Below are 15,116 nucleotides of genomic sequence, written 5' to 3' on the forward strand. Positions count from 1 at the left end.
CATGCTCGACCTGCCCACCTTGGCGCGCCCCGACCTCGACGCGCTCACCGTGCTCACCGTGCTCACCGGCGAATCCGTGCGGGGCGCGGGCTGGGACATCCTGCGCCTTCCGGCCCTCGTTCCGGGGGCCGGCTGGGACGTCCTTTCCCCTGCCCCGGATACCGGGGGAGACGAAGTGATCTAGATTCCGGAACGGGACAGGCCGGCGGGTGAACCCCGCCGGCCTGTCCCGCGTTCACCGGGTCACTTCTTGCGGACGCGGCAGGCGAAGCACTTGTAGGCCTGCTGGCCGGAGAGGTTGTCGTAGAGGCGGTCGTCGATCAGGGTGTTGGCCGCCTCGTAGCGGGGATCGTCGTAGCCGTCACCGACCCGCTGGGCCGGCCCGAAGGTGTTGGGAAGGTAGACGGTGTCGGCGCGGATACCCTCGTCCAGCAGGGCGGTGCCGCTCACCGCGCCGCGCGGGCTCTCGACCACGACCGCATCGCCGTCGGCGATACCGAGCCCGCGAGCGGTGGCCGGGTGGATCTGCACCAGGCGAATGCCGTTGAGCCGCTTGCCGGTGGGAGTCCAGTGGGTGAGGGAGGCGAAGTGCACCACGCTGGGACGGCCGGTCATCCCCATGAGCGGGTACTTGCGGTGGACCGCGTCGGAACCGGCGACGCCCAGGCGCACCGGCCGGGTGAGCGCCCCGGGATTGATCGGGTTGGTGATGTAGCGGTCCTCGTAGGCGATGGTCGGGTGTGCGCCCGTCACCTCGGGGTGGGTGTAGAAGACCGGTAGTGCGTGGTGCCCGCTCGGGGCGAGCCGGCTTTCCAGCTCCGGCGTGTAGATCTCGACCTTGCCGCTCGCCGTCAGGAACCGCTTGCCGCGGTTGGCCGGATCGAGCGACTCAGCCGCCCTGTACCAGCTGGGGTGGTCGAGATACAGCGTGCTCACCCCCGGGTGGTCGGTGCTCGGGCACGGCCAGCGCAGCGGTTCGCTGCGCGCGCGCAGCCGCCGGCGGGTCATGCCCGCCATCCCGGGGGTGTGGGCGACGAACGTGTCCCACAGCGTGCCGTAGTCCTTCCACTCCACGGGGAAGGCGTCCGTCCAGTACGAGCGGGGACGGCGGCGGTCGTTACGGCCGAGCGCGTGGGCCAGGTCGATCCAGACCTCGGTGTCGGAGCGTGCCTGGCCGACCCGTTCCACCGCGGCGTCCTGCCAGCGGATGGCACGGTCGTCGCGGCGCATGTAGACGCCTTCGAACTCCAGGCCGCTGCAGACGGGCAGGATGATGTCGGCGTAGTAGGCGGCCTCCTCCATGAACAGGCCCGTGTAGACGTAGAAGTCCAGCTTGGCGAAGGCCTCGCGCACTTTGCCGGTGTTGGCCGAGCTGATGAGCGGGTTGCCCTCCGTCATGATCGCCTTGAGGCGGTAGGGGTGGCCGGTCAGGATCGATTCCGCGAAGGAGTCGGGGCCGACGGGCAGCGCCGGGCCCCGGGCGGGGGGTGTGACCTTCAGCGGGGGCAGATCCAGCCCGCCGGGCCAGGTGTTGTGCATGAAGTTGCAGCCGCCGCCGGGCACGCCGATGTTGCCGGTCACCGCGGCGAGCATCGCCAAGGTGCGGTAGGTGTCGAACGCTCCCAGCTGATGGGATATGCCGGCGTTGCAGAAGATCGCGGCGGGCCGGGTGGTCGCGTAGTCGACCGCCAGCCGCCGGATCGTCTCGGCGGGGACGCCGGTGACGCCGGCCGCCCATTCGGGGGTGTAGCCCCGCGCCACCAGGTGCTCGCGCAGCTTGTCGAAGCCGAGCACCCACCGCTCGACGAAGGCCTTGTCGTGGCGGCCGGTGGTGACGATGTGGTGCAGCATGCCCAGGGCGAGGGCGAAGTCGGTGTGCGGCTTGGGAGCCACCCACTGGTCCGCCTGCTCGGTGGTGGGGGTGCTGCGCGGGTCCACGACCACCAGGCGCGCCCCGGTGCGTTCGCGTTCGTGCAGCAGGTGGGCGAAGGTCACCGGGTGTGTCTCGCCCTGGTTGGTGCCCAGGAAGAGGAAGAACTTCGCCGCGCCGAGATCCTCCTTGCCGGTCGCGCCGTCGACGCCGTAGCCGTTGGTGAAGTTTCCCAGCCCGAACGTGGTGGCCAGGGCGTTGCCGCCGGCGTCGTTGCACACCGGGCCGACGTCGGTGTCGTTGGGGCTGCCCAGCAGGGCGAAGACCCGGGAGGCGAGCGAGCCGGTGCCCCGGGGCAGACGGCCGCTGGTCCGGTTGGCGATGGCGCGGGCCTCTCCGGCGTCACGCAGGGCGAGCCAGCGCCGCGCGACGACGTCCAGGGCCTCGTCCCAGGAAATGGGGGCGAAACGGCTGTCGGGATCGCCTTTCCGGCCGGAAACACGGCGAAGCGGCGTGGTGAGGCGCAGCGGGTTGTAGACCAGCTCGGTCATCATGGGGGCCTTGACGCACAGGTTTCCATCCTGCACCGGATCCGCCCGCTCACCGCGGATCTCCAATACCCGTCCCAGTTTCAGGGAGACCTGAATCCGGCAGTTGCTGTTACAGAACTGGCAGGCGCCGTTGACCACGCGATCAGGGGTCAGCGCCGCCGATCCCGCGGTGAAGTCCGGCATGGTGGACTCCCGGCCCGGGAGCGGTGCCGCTGCGGCGAACGCGGCCTGACCTGTGTAGGGGACGAGGCCCGGGACGCCCCCCGCGGCGGTTCCGGCGCCGGCGAGCATCGCGCCTCGCAGTACCCCGCGCCGCGTGACACCTCGATGATCTGCGGGAAGTGTGTTGTCCTGCTCCACTGAGGAAGTTCTCCCGTCGCAATGAAACTCTCGCGGAGTGGCAAGCGCCGTGACGTTTCGCACGGCGATCGCGAACGCGGTCGGAATTGCCGCATCCATGGCTTGTGAAAACTTTGTGAATTCTCCGTGAATCGATTGGATTCGATGCGTGAACGAGGTCGTTGTCGCGGTGCCCCACTTAAGGGATCGCAGTGTCGTATGGCACCACTCTTGTGACCGGCCCCATTCCGGGAAAGTGGTCCGGCCAGGCAGCAAGTTGCCTGGCACCTTGGTGCCAGCGCGAGAACCCGGCCGGTGCGCCCGCGTGCGGGCCGGCTGCGTGTCGTCGGTGGTTCGGACGACGACCTCGCGACGCTACGTCACCTGAGAGGGCCGTGCGGGCGGCGGCGCCGCGACGCGCCGCCCGGATCGGCGAAGAGGGCGGGAGGTCGTCGAGGGGTGACCTGCCCGGCGCGCACCCTCGTTGCCGGGCAACCTTTCATCGATTATCGTCGATTTACGATGAATGAGAAGCCGGAGCCGCTGGAGCGCGGGGTGGCGGAGGAGTACGCGAGCTGGTTCAGGGCGCTGGCCGACGGCACCCGCATCCAGATCGTGTCGTCGCTGGCCCGGCGGCGCGAGCCGATGAGCGTCGGGGAGATCGTCGCCGCCGTCGGGGTCGGGCAGTCGACGGTCTCGCACCACCTGAGGATCCTGTCCGAGGTGCGGTTCGTCCTGGTGGAACGGCACGGCACCTCCAGCCTGTACCGGATCAACGAGGCCTGCGTGAGCTGCTTTCCCACCGCGGCCGACGTGGTGATGGGCAATCCCGTCCCGGCCACCCTCACCTGCGACCGAGGAGCACGCCATGGCACATGAGGAGGTCGTCGAGCGCTACTCCGCTCTGGCCCGCGCGGCGTCGGCCGGTGAGGCCGTCGTGGACCGCGCTCCTGACGCGTTCGCCGAGGGCTGCCTCGGCGCGGCCGGCTACGACGACACCGCGGGACTGCCCGAGGGCGCGCTGCGCGCCGGCCTGGGCTGCGGCGACCCGGTCGCCGTCGCCGAGCCGCGCGCGGGCGAGACCGTGCTCGATCTGGGCTCCGGGGGCGGCATCGACGTGTTGCTGTCGGCCCGCCGGGTCGGCCCGTCCGGAAGGGTCTACGGCCTGGATGCCAGCGCCGACATGGTCGCGCTCGCCCGGCGCAACGCCGCCGAGGCGGGCGCGGCCAACACCGAGTTCGTGTGCGGCACCATCGAGGCCATCCCGCTGCCCGACCGCGCGGTCGACGTCGTCATCTCCAACTGCGTGGTCAACCTCTCCGGCGACAAGGCGGCCGTGCTCGCCGAGACCTTCCGGGTGCTGCGGCCCGGCGGCCGCCTCGGCATCAGCGACGTCGTCTTCTCCGGGGCCGATGCCGAAGCCGGCGGGGGAGCGGACCCCGGCCCGCGGGCGGCGGCCGGGCACCGGGTGGGTTGCGCCGCCGGATCCCTCACCCTCGCCGGGTATCACGACCTGCTGCTGGAAAGCGGATTCATCGACGCCTCGATCACCCTGACCGCCGATCACGGCGACGGGGTTCACCCGGCGATCGTCCAGGCGACCAAGCCCGCGATCTCACCCGGCCTGGAGATCCGGCCGATGCGCGACACCGACGCCGGGCCGGTGCTCGCCATCTACCAGGCGGGCCTGGACGGCGGCCAGGCAAGCTTCGAGACGGTCGCCCCGACCTGGGAACGCTTCACCGCGGGCAAGCTGGCGCGTCCACGCTACGTCGCCGTCGACATCGACACCGGCGAGGTCGCCGGCTGGGTGGCCGCCTCCCCGACGTCGGCTCGCCCGGTCTACGCGGGGGTCGTCGAACACAGTCTCTACGTCCACCCGGGCTGCCAGGGCCGCGGCGTCGGCCGCGCACTGCTGAGCGCGTTCATCTCCGCCTCCGAACAGGCCGGCATCTGGACGATCCAGGCCGGTGTCTTCCCCGACAACGCCCCCAGCCTCGCCCTGCACCGGGCACTCGGCTTTCGCGTGGTCGGCGTGCGCGAGCGCGTCGGCCGCCGGCACGGCCTCTGGCGCGACGTGGTCATGCTGGAACGGCGCAGCACGGTCACCGGCACCTGACGACGCCGCCACGACGATTCCGCCGGCCACCGGTGTCGTACCGAGAGACCGTCGGCGGCTCTCGCGGGTAATCGTCCGCGCCGCCGGCGTGGTGGTCACCATGGGCCGCGATGGCGCCTGCTCGGCCTTTCCCGGCAACCGCTCCCCGGGCCGGGAGTCGCCCGGCCCGGATGGCAAGAGCGCCGCGGAGGCCACGGAGGCCACGGAGGCAGGGCCGATCCGAGGGAGATCGAGCGGCGGGTGCGCGCCCCGCCGGCCGGCTTCACGTGTCCGGCGCCCGAGAAGGCGGCCCCTCCGTATCGTGCGCTAATAGACCTGTGTCAATATAGATGCCAGTCGACTTCGATGGATCTCTATATGGGAGGGTTCGATGGAGCCGCTTGAGCTTTTGGAGTGCAGCTCGCCGCTGACGCGCGAGCCGCTCAGCGCCGAGCAGGGCGTCGCCGTGGCGCGGGTGTTCAAGGCACTGGGAGATCCGGTACGGCTGCGCATCGTGTCGATCGTGGCCAGCCACGCCGGTGGCGAGGTGTGCGTGTGCGACCTGACCGGCGCCTTCGAGCTGTCACAGCCGACCGTCAGCCACCACCTGAAGGTCCTGAAAGAGGTCGGGCTGCTGGTCTCCGAGCGCCGGGCCTCGTGGGTGTACTACCGCCTGGTTCCCGAGACCCTGGCCGAGCTTTCGGCCTTGATCAACGTTCCCGCCACGGCCTGAGCGCGACCACGAAAGGGGAACCCCATGTCCTCACCGTCCACCCGAGCTCCGCTTTCCGCCCCGGCGGGGCAGCCGGGCGTGATCGGCGCCCTGTCGACGCTGGATCGCCTCCTGCCGGTGTGGATCGGCCTGGCGATGGCCGCCGGGCTGCTGCTGGGGCGCCTGGTGCCCGGCCTGAACTCCGCGCTGGAGGCGGTCAAGATCGGTGAGATCTCGCTGCCGATCGCGCTGGGCCTGCTGCTGATGATGTACCCGGTGCTGGCCAAGGTCCGCTACGACCGCCTGGGCACCGTCACCGGCGACCGCCGCCTGCTTTTCGCCTCTCTGGTGCTCAACTGGGTGATCGGCCCGGCGCTGATGTTCGCGCTGGCCTGGCTGCTCCTGCCCGACCTGCCCGAATATCGCACCGGCCTGATCATCGTCGGCCTGGCCCGCTGCATCGCCATGGTGCTGATCTGGAACGATCTCGCCTGCGGCGACCGTGAGGCCGCGGCCGTGCTGGTCGCGATCAACTCGATCTTCCAAGTCGTCGCCTTCGGCCTGCTGGGCTGGTTCTACCTCGACCTGCTGCCCACCTGGCTAGGCCTGGGCCAGGGCAGCGCGCTGCAGGTATCGGCCTGGGACATCGCCCAATACGTGCTGATCTTCCTCGGCATCCCGCTGGTGGCGGGCTACCTGTCGCGCACGCTGGGCGAGCGCGCCCGGGGCCGTGACTGGTACGAGGAGCGCTTCCTGCCGAGGATCGGGCCGATCGCGTTGTACGGGCTGCTGTTCACCATCGTCATCCTGTTCGCCCTGCAGGGCGAGACGATCACTTCCCGGCCTGGGGACGTGGCCCGCATCGCGGTGCCGCTGCTGGCCTACTTCGCCCTCATGTGGGGTGGCTCCTTCCTGGCCGGCCGGGCGATCGGCCTGACCTACGAGCGCACCACCACGCTCGCCTTCACCGCGGCGGGCAACAACTTCGAGCTGGCCATCGCGGTCGCGGTCGGCGTGTTCGGCGTCACCTCCGGCCAGGCCCTGGCGGGGGTGGTCGGCCCGCTCATCGAGGTGCCCGTCCTGGTCGCGCTGGTCTACGTCAGCCTGGCCGGCCGCCGCCTGTTCTCCACCACCGCCACGCCAAAGGGATCAGTCAATGCCTGACACAGCCGATACGCCCCAGGTCCTGTTCGTCTGCGTGCACAACGCGGGCCGATCCCAGATGGCCGCCGGCTGGCTCACCCACTTGGCGGGAGACCGGATCGAGGTCCGCTCGGCCGGATCGGAGCCCGCAGAGGCGATCAACCCGGTCGCGGTGGCCGCGATGGCCGAGGTCGGCATCGACATCGCCGCTGAGCAGCCCAAGGTGCTGACCGTCGAAGCGGTGCGGGTCTGCGATGTGGTCATCACCATGGGCTGCGGGGACGCCTGCCCGTTCTTCCCCGGCAAGCGGTACGAGGACTGGAGGCTCGACGACCCCTCCGGCCGGGACATCGACGCCGTCCGGAGCATCCGCGACGAGATCCGCGCCCGTGTCGAAAACCTGATCGCCGACCTCGACGCCCGCGTCGACGCCCGATGATCCGGCGCGGGCATCCGAGCCGGGCCCGCGTTCCCGAACACCTGGACCGCGGGCCCGCACGCTGACAGTCCGGGTCCGGCGGCCCCGCTCAGGGGCGCGTGCCGGCCAGCAGCCAGACGGTGGAGACGAGCAGGCGGGCGGCGGCCACCAGGGTGGCCGGCTCGACGCGGTCGGGGGTCTCGGCGGGGGTCTGGTAGCCGGGCATGCCCATGCCGATGCCGATCGCGGCCAGTCCCGCCGCGGCGTAGCGGCGGTTGTCCGAGGCCATCGCCCCGGCCCGCAACGCCACCCCGGTGCGGCGCCCGGCCCGGTCCAAGACGGCCAGCAGGGCATGGGCCGGGCCGCCCGCCTCGACGGAGGCGGCCTGGTGCAGCTGCGCGGCCCCGTCCAGGTTGATGACCTGGGTGCCCGGCGCCACGGCGGGGGCGTGATGGGCCGAGCCCCAGGCACCGACCTCTTCGGCGTCCAGGAAGGACACCCCCAGATCCACCGGCACGGTCAAGGTGGTGGTGAGGACGCGGGCGGCTTCCAGGATCGCGGCCACCCCGGAGGCGTTGTCGGCCGCGGCGGGCAGGCGACGGTCCGGGTCGTCGCCCACTCCGTCGAAGTGCGCTGTCAGCAGCACCCGCGGCCCACCCTCCGTTCCTTCCCCCGCTCCCTTGCGCGGCACGCCCGGCCCGGCCGGCAGGCGGCCGTGAACGTTGACGCCGTCGGCGCCGACCGCGCGCAGCGGCGCCGACGCGGTCACGGTCACCTCCCCGGCGGCGAGGGCGTCGGCCAGCTGCCGGTGCAGGTCGGCGCGTACTCCGATGACCGCCACCGCATGCCGGGCGGGCCCGGCGATCATTTTGGGCATCCACCCGCCGTCGTCGGTGTTTCGCGCCGTCAGCACGCCGAGGGCACCGTCGGCTTCGGCCCGCCGGCAGATCTGCGCCCATTCGCCGGCCGGAGCCAGCACCCAGCGCCCGCCGAGATCCGCGGTGCCCGCGTCCGCCAGCGGCGCCGAGCGCGGATCGGGCAGTTCGGCCGAGGTCGGGTGCTCGACGAAATCGCGGCGATGCTCCAACCGCCGGGTTGCCCGGCCGGTGCTCCACCGCAGCACCGGCGTGCGATACAGCTCTCGCACCTCGGCGACATCGAACGGGTCCAGCCGAACCTCGGCGCCCAGCGCGCGTAACCGGTCGGCGAGCCAGGTGGCGGCGGCGTGGCCGCCGGGAGTACCCACCCGGCGGCCCGCGTAGCGGTCGGAGGCCAGCTCCGCGACGCAGTCGAGCATCCGCCGCGCGCTCACCTGTTCCAGGGCGGCCGCCAGGCCGGGGACCTCAGCCGCCTCTGGCGGCACGGGAGAGGAGACGGGGGTCGGGGAACTCATCCGCAGCATCCGCCGGAGGCGTCACCGGCAGCGGCGGCGGCCGGGGTGGCCGATGCATGGGCGCAGCCTTCGGTGTGGCTGCTCTGCCCGGCCTCGGCCGTGCCTCCGCAACACGACACGGCCATGGAGGCGGCGTCGTCGGACGCGCTGGGAGCGGGACCTCCGCAGCATCCTCCGGCCGCGGGCGGGGTGAAGGCTTCCTGCAGGTCTCCGGTGAATCCACCGGTGCTCTCGCTCGCCATGGTGTGCCCCTTTCGAGTCGGTGGCGCACGTTCGTACGCCGCGTCGACCGTCGGATTTGACGGATATCTAAGTAGGGCCAGCGTTTCACTTTGATTAGAGAAGTGTCAAGTTAGAGAGACATCTAATCAAAATGGCGGGGTGGGCTCACGGTTCAGGCGGCGTTCCTTCCCCGCGTCCGGACACCGCTCACCACGAACGATCGCCTCCCCGCGCTTCCCGGCGTCTCCCCGCGTCAAGTGATTGTCAGGATCCGAGCTGCCGAAGGACGTCGGTGACACAGGTTTTGGCGGAGCGGGCGGCGCCGATCAAAGTAGCCGAGGCGGGGCCGGTCCAGTCGCCGTAGCCCAGCAGATGCAGACGAGGTTCTCCGAGCGAGCGGGTGCCCTCGGTGGGGATCAGGCCGTCGTGGCCGCGCAGTCGCAGCGGAGCCAGGTGGCCGAGCGCGGGGCGGAACCCGGTACACCAGATGATTGTCTCGCACGCCAGCTCGGTGCCGTCGGCCCAGGCCACCCCGGTCGCGGTGAGGCGGGTGAACATGGGCTCGGCCTTGAGGGCGCCGCGCTCGCGGGCCTCGCGAACGGGCGGTACGGCGACGATGTCACCCAGGTCGCCGATGCCGGCCGCGTCGGCCGAGCGGGCACGACGGGTGGCCAGATCGAACAACGCCCTGCCGTCGACCTCGTCGGGCAGCAGCCGGGGCGGGCGCAGGGTGGTCCAGGTGGTGTTCGCGACGGTGGAGACCTCGGCGAGGATCTGCGCGGCGGAGTTGGCGCCGCCCACGATCACCACACGCTCACCGCGCAGGGGTTCGGGCCCGGTGTAGCCGGCGGTGTGCAGTTGCCGGCCCTCGAAGTCACCGATGCCCGGGTAGTGCGGGATGAACGGCCGCCACCAGGTGCCGGTCGCGCTGATCACGGCACGTGCCTGCCAGGTGCCGGCGTCGGTCTGGACCGTCAGGTGGTCCCCGCCCCGTCGTACGGCCCGTACGCGCACGGGGCGGACGATCGGCAATCCGTAGCGCTGCTCGTAGTCGGCCAGGTAGGCGACGGTGTCGGCCGCGCTTGGAGAGCCCCCGCCCGCGGGTGCGGGCATCATCCGGCCCGGCAGCGAACTGTACTGGGCGGGAGAGAACAGGCGCAGCGAGGGCCAGGCGTGCCGCCAGGCGCCGCCCGGCTGGTCCTGGGCGTCGAGAATGACGAAGTCGGCCTTCGCGCGACGCAGGTGGTAGCCCGCCGCCAGCCCGGCCTGCCCGCCGCCGACCACCAGCACCTCGACCCGCCGCGGCGAAGGCGGCAGCGCGGTCGCCCCGGTCGGGCTCACGCGTTCGCGGGCTCGGCCAGCGGGGTGAACAGCGCGCCCAGCCGGGCCACCGCCGAGGGGACGATCCGGTAGTAGACCCAGGTGCCGCGCCGCTCGCTGTCGATCAGCCCGGCCACCCGCAGGGTCTTGAGGTGGTGGGAGATGGTGGGGGCGCTCAGATCGAAGGCGCCGGTCAGGTCGCACACGCAGGCCTCGCCGCCGGGGTGGGAGCCGATCATCGACAGCAGGCGCAACCGGACGGGGTCGGCGACCGCCTTGAGTGCCGCCGCGAGTTCGGCCGCGTCGGCCGGCGAGATGGGCTCGCGGGCGATCGGGGCACAGCACTGGGTGGTGGCGGTCATACGACAACCCCTTAATTCGACATTTATCTAAATCATACGTGGTGATAGGCGACCAGCGCGAGCGCGGCGATCGCGCAGGCCACCGAGACGGCTGCCATCACCCACCCGTAGCCGACCGCCTGGGCCAGCGCGACCGCGCCCAGCGGCGCCAGGGCTTTGTCGGCGACGGAGAAGGCGGCGACGCGGCCCGACAGCGAGGCGTAGGCGCTCGTGCCGTAGCGCTGCAGGAGCAGATGCGGCAGGGTGATGGAGGCGATGCCGAACCCGAGCCCGACCCCCAGCACGCAGCCGATGGCGCCCGGCACCGTGCGCCCGGCCAGCGGGAGCAGCGCGGCGGCGACACCCTGCAGGGCGAAGATCGCGGCGGCGATGAGGGCGGCGGGCAGGCGGCGCTGCAGGCCGGTGGTGAGCAGACGGCCGGTCACCGACAGCACCCCCAGCAGCCCGGCCAGTGTGGCGGCCAGGACCGGTGAGTGGCCCAGATGAACGAGGTAGGTGATGAGCAGGACGGCCATCACCGCCACCGCGCCGCCGTTGGCGGTGAAGGCGGTCACCAGCAGCCAGAACGGCCGCCGGCGGGTGGCGGCTTGGACGATTTCGGCCCGCTCGCGGGTCGTGGCCGGCCGGCGACCGGCGCGGGCGGGGCGGCGCACGACGAGCGCGTGCAGCGGGATCGCCGCCGCTCCGTAGATCACGGCCAGGACCACCAGGGCGGTGCGCCAGCCGTAGGAGTCGACCAGCAGGCCGGTCAGCGGCAGGAAGACGGTGGAGGCGAACCCGGCGACGACGGTGAGCGCGAGCAGGGCGTTGGCCCGGCCGCCGTCGTGATCCGGGCCGGTACCGTCGAACCAGCTGACGATGACGGCGAAGGCGCTCTCGTACAGCACCATCGCGCACGCGACGCCGATCGCGGCGAAGACCGCGTACAGCTGGGGCAGGTTCTCCACCCGCGACCAGGCCAGGACGGCGAGCGTGCCGATGACCGACCCCGTGGTCATCAGGCCCCGGCCGCCGCGGGCGTCCAGCAGTCGGCCGACCAGCGGGGCGCACAGCGCGGCGACCAGGATCGAGCCGGTCAGCGCGGCGGCTATCTGGGTGCCGCCGGCCCGCAGGTCGGCCGCCATGGGGGTGAGGAAGACGGAGAAGGCGTAGTAGAGCACGCCGTAGCCGATGGTCTGCGTCACGGCCAGGGCGGCGACGATGCGCCATCCCTGAGCCGGACGCGGCCGGCCGCCGCCCCCGGGAGCGGGGGCGGCGGCCTCTGCGGCGACCTCGGCGGAGCTCACCCGCGGCCACCGGTGCGACCGGCGGTGGGGTATCCCTCGGACATCTGACGCTCCCTGCGTCTGCGGCTTCGGTACGGGTCGACGGCCGGCGCGTTCAGCCGCAGCAGCCACCACCGTCGTCGCCGCCGACGGTGACCAGCGGGAGCGGGGTGGCGAGCAGGCCGCCACCGATGCCGGTGGCCAGGCCGACCCGCCGCTCTTGCGCCTCGGCCAGGCCGGAGGAGCACACGCCGGTCTCGGGCAGCTCCAGCCGCACGTCGTGGGCGGCGTCCCAGTCTCCGGCCAGGGCGGCGACGACGGACCGGACCTGCTCGTATCCGGTGGCCATCAGGAAGGTGGGGGCGCGGCCGTAGCTTTTGACGCCGACGGCGTAGTAGCCGCTCTCGGGGTGGGACAGCTCGCGGACGCCGTGGGCCGGTACGGTGCCGCAGGAGTGCTGGTTGGGGTCGATCAACGGGGCCAGCGCCCGGGTGGAGCCAAGGACGGGGTCGAGGTCCAGGCGCAGCTCGGAGGCGATGGAGTGATCGGGCCGGTATCCGGTGGCGGCCACGACGCGCTCGACGGTGATGGACTGCTCGGCGCCGGAGGGGTCGCGGCTGAGCACCGTCACCTGGCCGTCGGCCTCGGTGACGGAGTGGGTGAAGAAACCGGTCAGCAGCCGGACACGTCCCTCCTCGACCAGAGTGTGCAGGCGGGTGCCGAGGGCGCCGCGGGCGGGCAGCGCGTCGGCCTCGCCGCCGCCGTAGGCGCGTGCCGCGCTGCCCGCCCGGATCGCCCACGTGACGGGGGTGTCCTGCAACCGGGCCAGAGCCAGCAGCGTGGTGGCCGCCGAATGGCCGGCGCCCACCACGAGGGTGTGGCGGCCCTCGTACCTCTCGCGGTCGGCGCCCAGCACATCGGGCAGCGCGTGGTCGACGAGCACCGCCGCCTCGGGCTCACCGTAGGCGGGAAGGCCGTTCGCCCCCAGAACGTTGGGCGTGGTCCAGGTGCCGGAGGCGTCGACGATCGCCCGGGCGCGGATCTCGCGGCCGTCGGCCAGGCGGATCAGGAACGGCACCTGCTCGCGGCCGATGGAGCGGACCCGGTCGTGACCCAGGCGGCTGATCGCGGTCACCGTCGCGCCGAAGCGCACGTGGGGGGCGATCGCCGGGTGCTTGGCCAGCGGGGTGAGGTAGTCGTCGATCAGCTCGGCGCCGGTCGGCAGCCACTCGGGATCCGGCGCGCTCCAGCCTTCGCCCTGGAGCAGGCGCCGGGCCGCGGCGTCGACGTTGTAGCGCCACGGGCTGAAGGTACGCACATGCCCCCACTGGGCGATCGAGGCTCCTGCCTGCTGCCCGGACTCCAGGAGGAGGAAGTTCAGGCCGCGCTCGACCAGGTGGGCGGCGGCGGCCAGGCCCACCGGGCCCGCACCGATCACCACCACGGGCGGTTCGCCGCCCTCGGACGTGAACGGCTCGATCTCCACGGCCGCCGGGCCGCGCTGTCCATCGCTCATGATCGTCTCTCCTGTGAATCGCGTGCTGATCGTCAAGGATGCCGGGATGGAGGTGAGCTCCGGTCCACCAAGCCCTACCCACTCCCGGCCTGATTAGAAGCCTGTCGAAGTAATACCCAGCCTGCCCCATTGATTTGAGGGTTGTCAATATAGATGGGTACCTAAGTTGTGAGGTACGGATGCCGGCGGCTCCCGCCGTCTCACGTTGTCGCCGAGAGGCGGGACCGCTGCGATGACGAAGCGCAAAACCAGAGGCAGGCTGCCCACCAGCAGCCCGATGGTCGCCGTCCCGCTGGAGGCGCCGGTGTTGAAGGCGGTATTGACCCACGCGCTGGAATGAGGACCCGGTGGCCGACTGCTGGCCGGATCTGCCGCGGATGGCCGGGCCGCTGAAATCCGGGCCGCTGAAATATGGCCAGGCCACCGCCTCGCTGATCGTCGGCAAGCAGAATACCCTGGCGGCCGCGCTGAAGGAGTGGGGCATGCTGCGCCGGGCCGTCCATCTGGCCAAATGCCTGCCGGGCCCGGCCTTCCGTAGGAAGATCTCCCGCCAGTCGAACAAGGGGGAGAGCCTGCACGCACTGCTGCCCTGAGCGGTTGTGGCACGCTGACCGCAGGGCGTGGCGATGGTCCGCGAGCCGTTTGCGGGCCATCGCTGTGGGAGTGGACTTCCGAGGTCGCCATGTTCACTCCGCCGCAGCGCGCTCAATGGCCGCTTCTGGCCCTGCCTCGGCCGACCCATATTGGTGTGGTGGACATGTTCCTACGATCGCTCGAACAGGCCGACCGACCACCGGATCGGGCGGTTGGTGGACTGACCGACCATGGAGAGCTCCACGGTGATGGTGGTGGGCTCGGTCAGGTAGAGCTCGCTCATCGCCATCGGGAACTTACCTGAGGTCCAGACACCGCAACTCTTGATGGTGCCCCCGCTCTGGCCGTTCGCCCGGAAGCTGAACTGCAGCCGAGTGGCCAGCTCGCCCGAGCAGAGCTGGTCGAGGGCGACCTTGCCCGCCTTGCCGCCGACCTTGAAGGTGGCCGTGGTGTCCTGCGGCCAGAGGCCGCTTCTCGTTTCGGTGAGCTGCCACTTGCCTATCTTCTCGGGGATGTTTCGCAGTGGTTCTGGCGTGATCGGTCGTGCGGGCGGGGTCCACTCGTATACGCCCAGCACCCACGAACCATGCGCGCGCGCCTGGGTGACGCACGGACCACCCGGCTCCTCCTGAGTGCAGCTCTGACCGGAGATCACCGTGTTGAAAGTGGCCGTCACCTCCGTGGCGCCTTCGGGGACATCTAGCGGCTGCAGCCGCAGCTCCCGATCACAGTTCATGAACGAGACCGGTACGCGCAGCCGAGACCCCTTGACCTCGATTCGCGGCGGGCTGTCGTCCGGCCCCACGCACATGCCGCCGACGTCCAGCGGCTTGCCGGTGTAGGGGACCTTGAGCGTGGCCTTGGCATCGCCCGTCTTCTCGATCGCGGTCCTGGCCACGAGCCGGTAGCCTGTGCCGTCCGCCGAGGTGAACTGCTCCGGCAGCACGGGCATGAGCCCGCCCGAGACCGTCGTGGTGGTCTCGGGCTGCGGCGTGGCAGGCAGGAGCGGCACGGTCAGCGCCACCGCCGCCGCCACGACGGCCGCGCCCACCGTGCCCACCGCGCCCACCGCGATCCGCCTGCGCCCCCGGGTCCTTCGCATGCGGTCGCGTACCTGCTCGTCGCGCGACGGGTTCGGCGGAGGGTTGCCCGATGGCGATTACGAGGTCGACCTCGCCGACCCGGACCGACCCGTGCGTGAGATCGCCCTCTACCCTCACCACAGCAAGATCGCCCAGCATGTCAGCGACTGGCTGGCAGGTCTTCAACGCACTAGCTGAACAGCCAGCTCATCCACATCCTTTGAAAAAGGC

At 71.5% G+C, this 15,116-nt stretch carries 15 protein-coding genes; 7 read left to right on the forward strand and 8 right to left on the reverse strand.

What is annotated here, in order from left to right; genetic code table 11:
• The first annotated feature begins 1 nt into the window (after position 1).
• Entirely contained in the window at positions 2-184 is a 183-nt protein-coding gene (locus AB0F88_RS26700; protein ID WP_362689499.1) for a hypothetical protein, read from the forward strand.
• 59 nt (positions 185-243) lie between these two features.
• Here the strand turns inward: AB0F88_RS26700 and AB0F88_RS26705 are convergent, their stop codons facing one another.
• Entirely contained in the window at positions 244-2,604 is a 2,361-nt protein-coding gene (locus AB0F88_RS26705) for a molybdopterin-dependent oxidoreductase (protein ID WP_362689502.1), read from the reverse strand.
• Positions 2,605-3,282: 678 nt separating this feature from the next.
• Here AB0F88_RS26705 and AB0F88_RS26710 point away from each other — a divergent pair.
• The 5 genes from AB0F88_RS26710 (at position 3,283) to AB0F88_RS26730 (ending at position 7,152) form a co-directional block, all read left to right on the forward strand.
• Positions 3,283-3,639 carry a metalloregulator ArsR/SmtB family transcription factor gene (locus AB0F88_RS26710; protein ID WP_362689505.1) on the forward strand — a complete coding sequence of 119 codons (357 nt, stop codon included), beginning with the start codon at positions 3,283-3,285 and terminating at the stop codon, positions 3,637-3,639.
• Positions 3,629-4,879: a GNAT family N-acetyltransferase gene (locus AB0F88_RS26715; protein ID WP_362689508.1), complete on the forward strand. Its 1,251-nt coding sequence runs from the start codon at positions 3,629-3,631 to the stop codon at positions 4,877-4,879. The genes AB0F88_RS26710 and AB0F88_RS26715 overlap by 11 nt, the downstream gene beginning before the upstream one ends.
• A gap of 370 nt (positions 4,880-5,249) precedes the next feature.
• Complete coding sequence (locus tag AB0F88_RS26720; RefSeq protein ID WP_362689511.1) at positions 5,250-5,591, forward strand: metalloregulator ArsR/SmtB family transcription factor; 342 nt, start codon at positions 5,250-5,252, stop codon at positions 5,589-5,591.
• 24 nt (positions 5,592-5,615) lie between these two features.
• The gene (gene arsB / locus AB0F88_RS26725) at positions 5,616-6,734 is read left to right on the forward strand and encodes an ACR3 family arsenite efflux transporter (protein ID WP_362689514.1); all 1,119 of its coding nucleotides are present in this window, start codon (positions 5,616-5,618) and stop codon (positions 6,732-6,734) included.
• Positions 6,727-7,152: an arsenate reductase ArsC gene (locus AB0F88_RS26730; protein ID WP_362689517.1), complete on the forward strand. Its 426-nt coding sequence runs from the start codon at positions 6,727-6,729 to the stop codon at positions 7,150-7,152. The genes arsB and AB0F88_RS26730 overlap by 8 nt, the downstream gene beginning before the upstream one ends.
• Before the next feature lie 88 nt (positions 7,153-7,240).
• Here AB0F88_RS26730 and AB0F88_RS26735 read toward each other — a convergent pair whose 3' ends face one another.
• From AB0F88_RS26735 to AB0F88_RS26760, 6 genes are all read right to left on the reverse strand, one after another.
• Positions 7,241-8,524 (reverse strand): M28 family peptidase, encoded by a 1,284-nt coding sequence (locus AB0F88_RS26735; RefSeq protein ID WP_362689520.1) that lies wholly within the window; start codon positions 8,522-8,524, stop codon positions 7,241-7,243.
• Complete coding sequence (locus tag AB0F88_RS26740; RefSeq protein WP_362689523.1) at positions 8,521-8,766, reverse strand: hypothetical protein; 246 nt, start codon at positions 8,764-8,766, stop codon at positions 8,521-8,523. The genes AB0F88_RS26735 and AB0F88_RS26740 overlap by 4 nt, the downstream gene beginning before the upstream one ends.
• 244 nt (positions 8,767-9,010) lie before the next feature.
• Positions 9,011-10,063 carry an ArsO family NAD(P)H-dependent flavin-containing monooxygenase gene (locus AB0F88_RS26745; RefSeq protein ID WP_362689600.1) on the reverse strand — a complete coding sequence of 351 codons (1,053 nt, stop codon included), beginning with the start codon at positions 10,061-10,063 and terminating at the stop codon, positions 9,011-9,013.
• Positions 10,064-10,083: 20 nt separating this feature from the next.
• Entirely contained in the window at positions 10,084-10,428 is a 345-nt protein-coding gene (locus AB0F88_RS26750) for a metalloregulator ArsR/SmtB family transcription factor (protein ID WP_362689526.1), read from the reverse strand.
• Positions 10,429-10,460: 32 nt separating this feature from the next.
• A complete protein-coding gene (locus AB0F88_RS26755) occupies positions 10,461-11,714 on the reverse strand; it encodes an MFS transporter (RefSeq protein ID WP_362689529.1) in 1,254 nt (417 codons plus the stop codon).
• 94 nt (positions 11,715-11,808) lie between these two features.
• Entirely contained in the window at positions 11,809-13,209 is a 1,401-nt protein-coding gene (locus AB0F88_RS26760) for an FAD-dependent oxidoreductase (protein ID WP_362689532.1), read from the reverse strand.
• Positions 13,210-13,556: 347 nt separating this feature from the next.
• On the opposite strand from AB0F88_RS26760, the gene AB0F88_RS26765 reads away from it, so the two are divergent.
• The gene (locus AB0F88_RS26765) at positions 13,557-13,802 is read left to right on the forward strand and encodes a Tn3 family transposase (protein ID WP_362689535.1); all 246 of its coding nucleotides are present in this window, start codon (positions 13,557-13,559) and stop codon (positions 13,800-13,802) included.
• Positions 13,803-13,972: 170 nt separating this feature from the next.
• Here AB0F88_RS26765 and AB0F88_RS26770 read toward each other — a convergent pair whose 3' ends face one another.
• A complete protein-coding gene (locus AB0F88_RS26770) occupies positions 13,973-14,905 on the reverse strand; it encodes a hypothetical protein (RefSeq protein WP_362689538.1) in 933 nt (310 codons plus the stop codon).
• Between the last annotated feature and the right edge of the window lie 211 nt (positions 14,906-15,116).

The sequence above is a fragment of the Streptosporangium sp. NPDC023963 genome, from assembly GCF_040639135.1.
Classification (GTDB): Bacteria; Actinomycetota; Actinomycetes; order Streptosporangiales; family Streptosporangiaceae; genus Streptosporangium.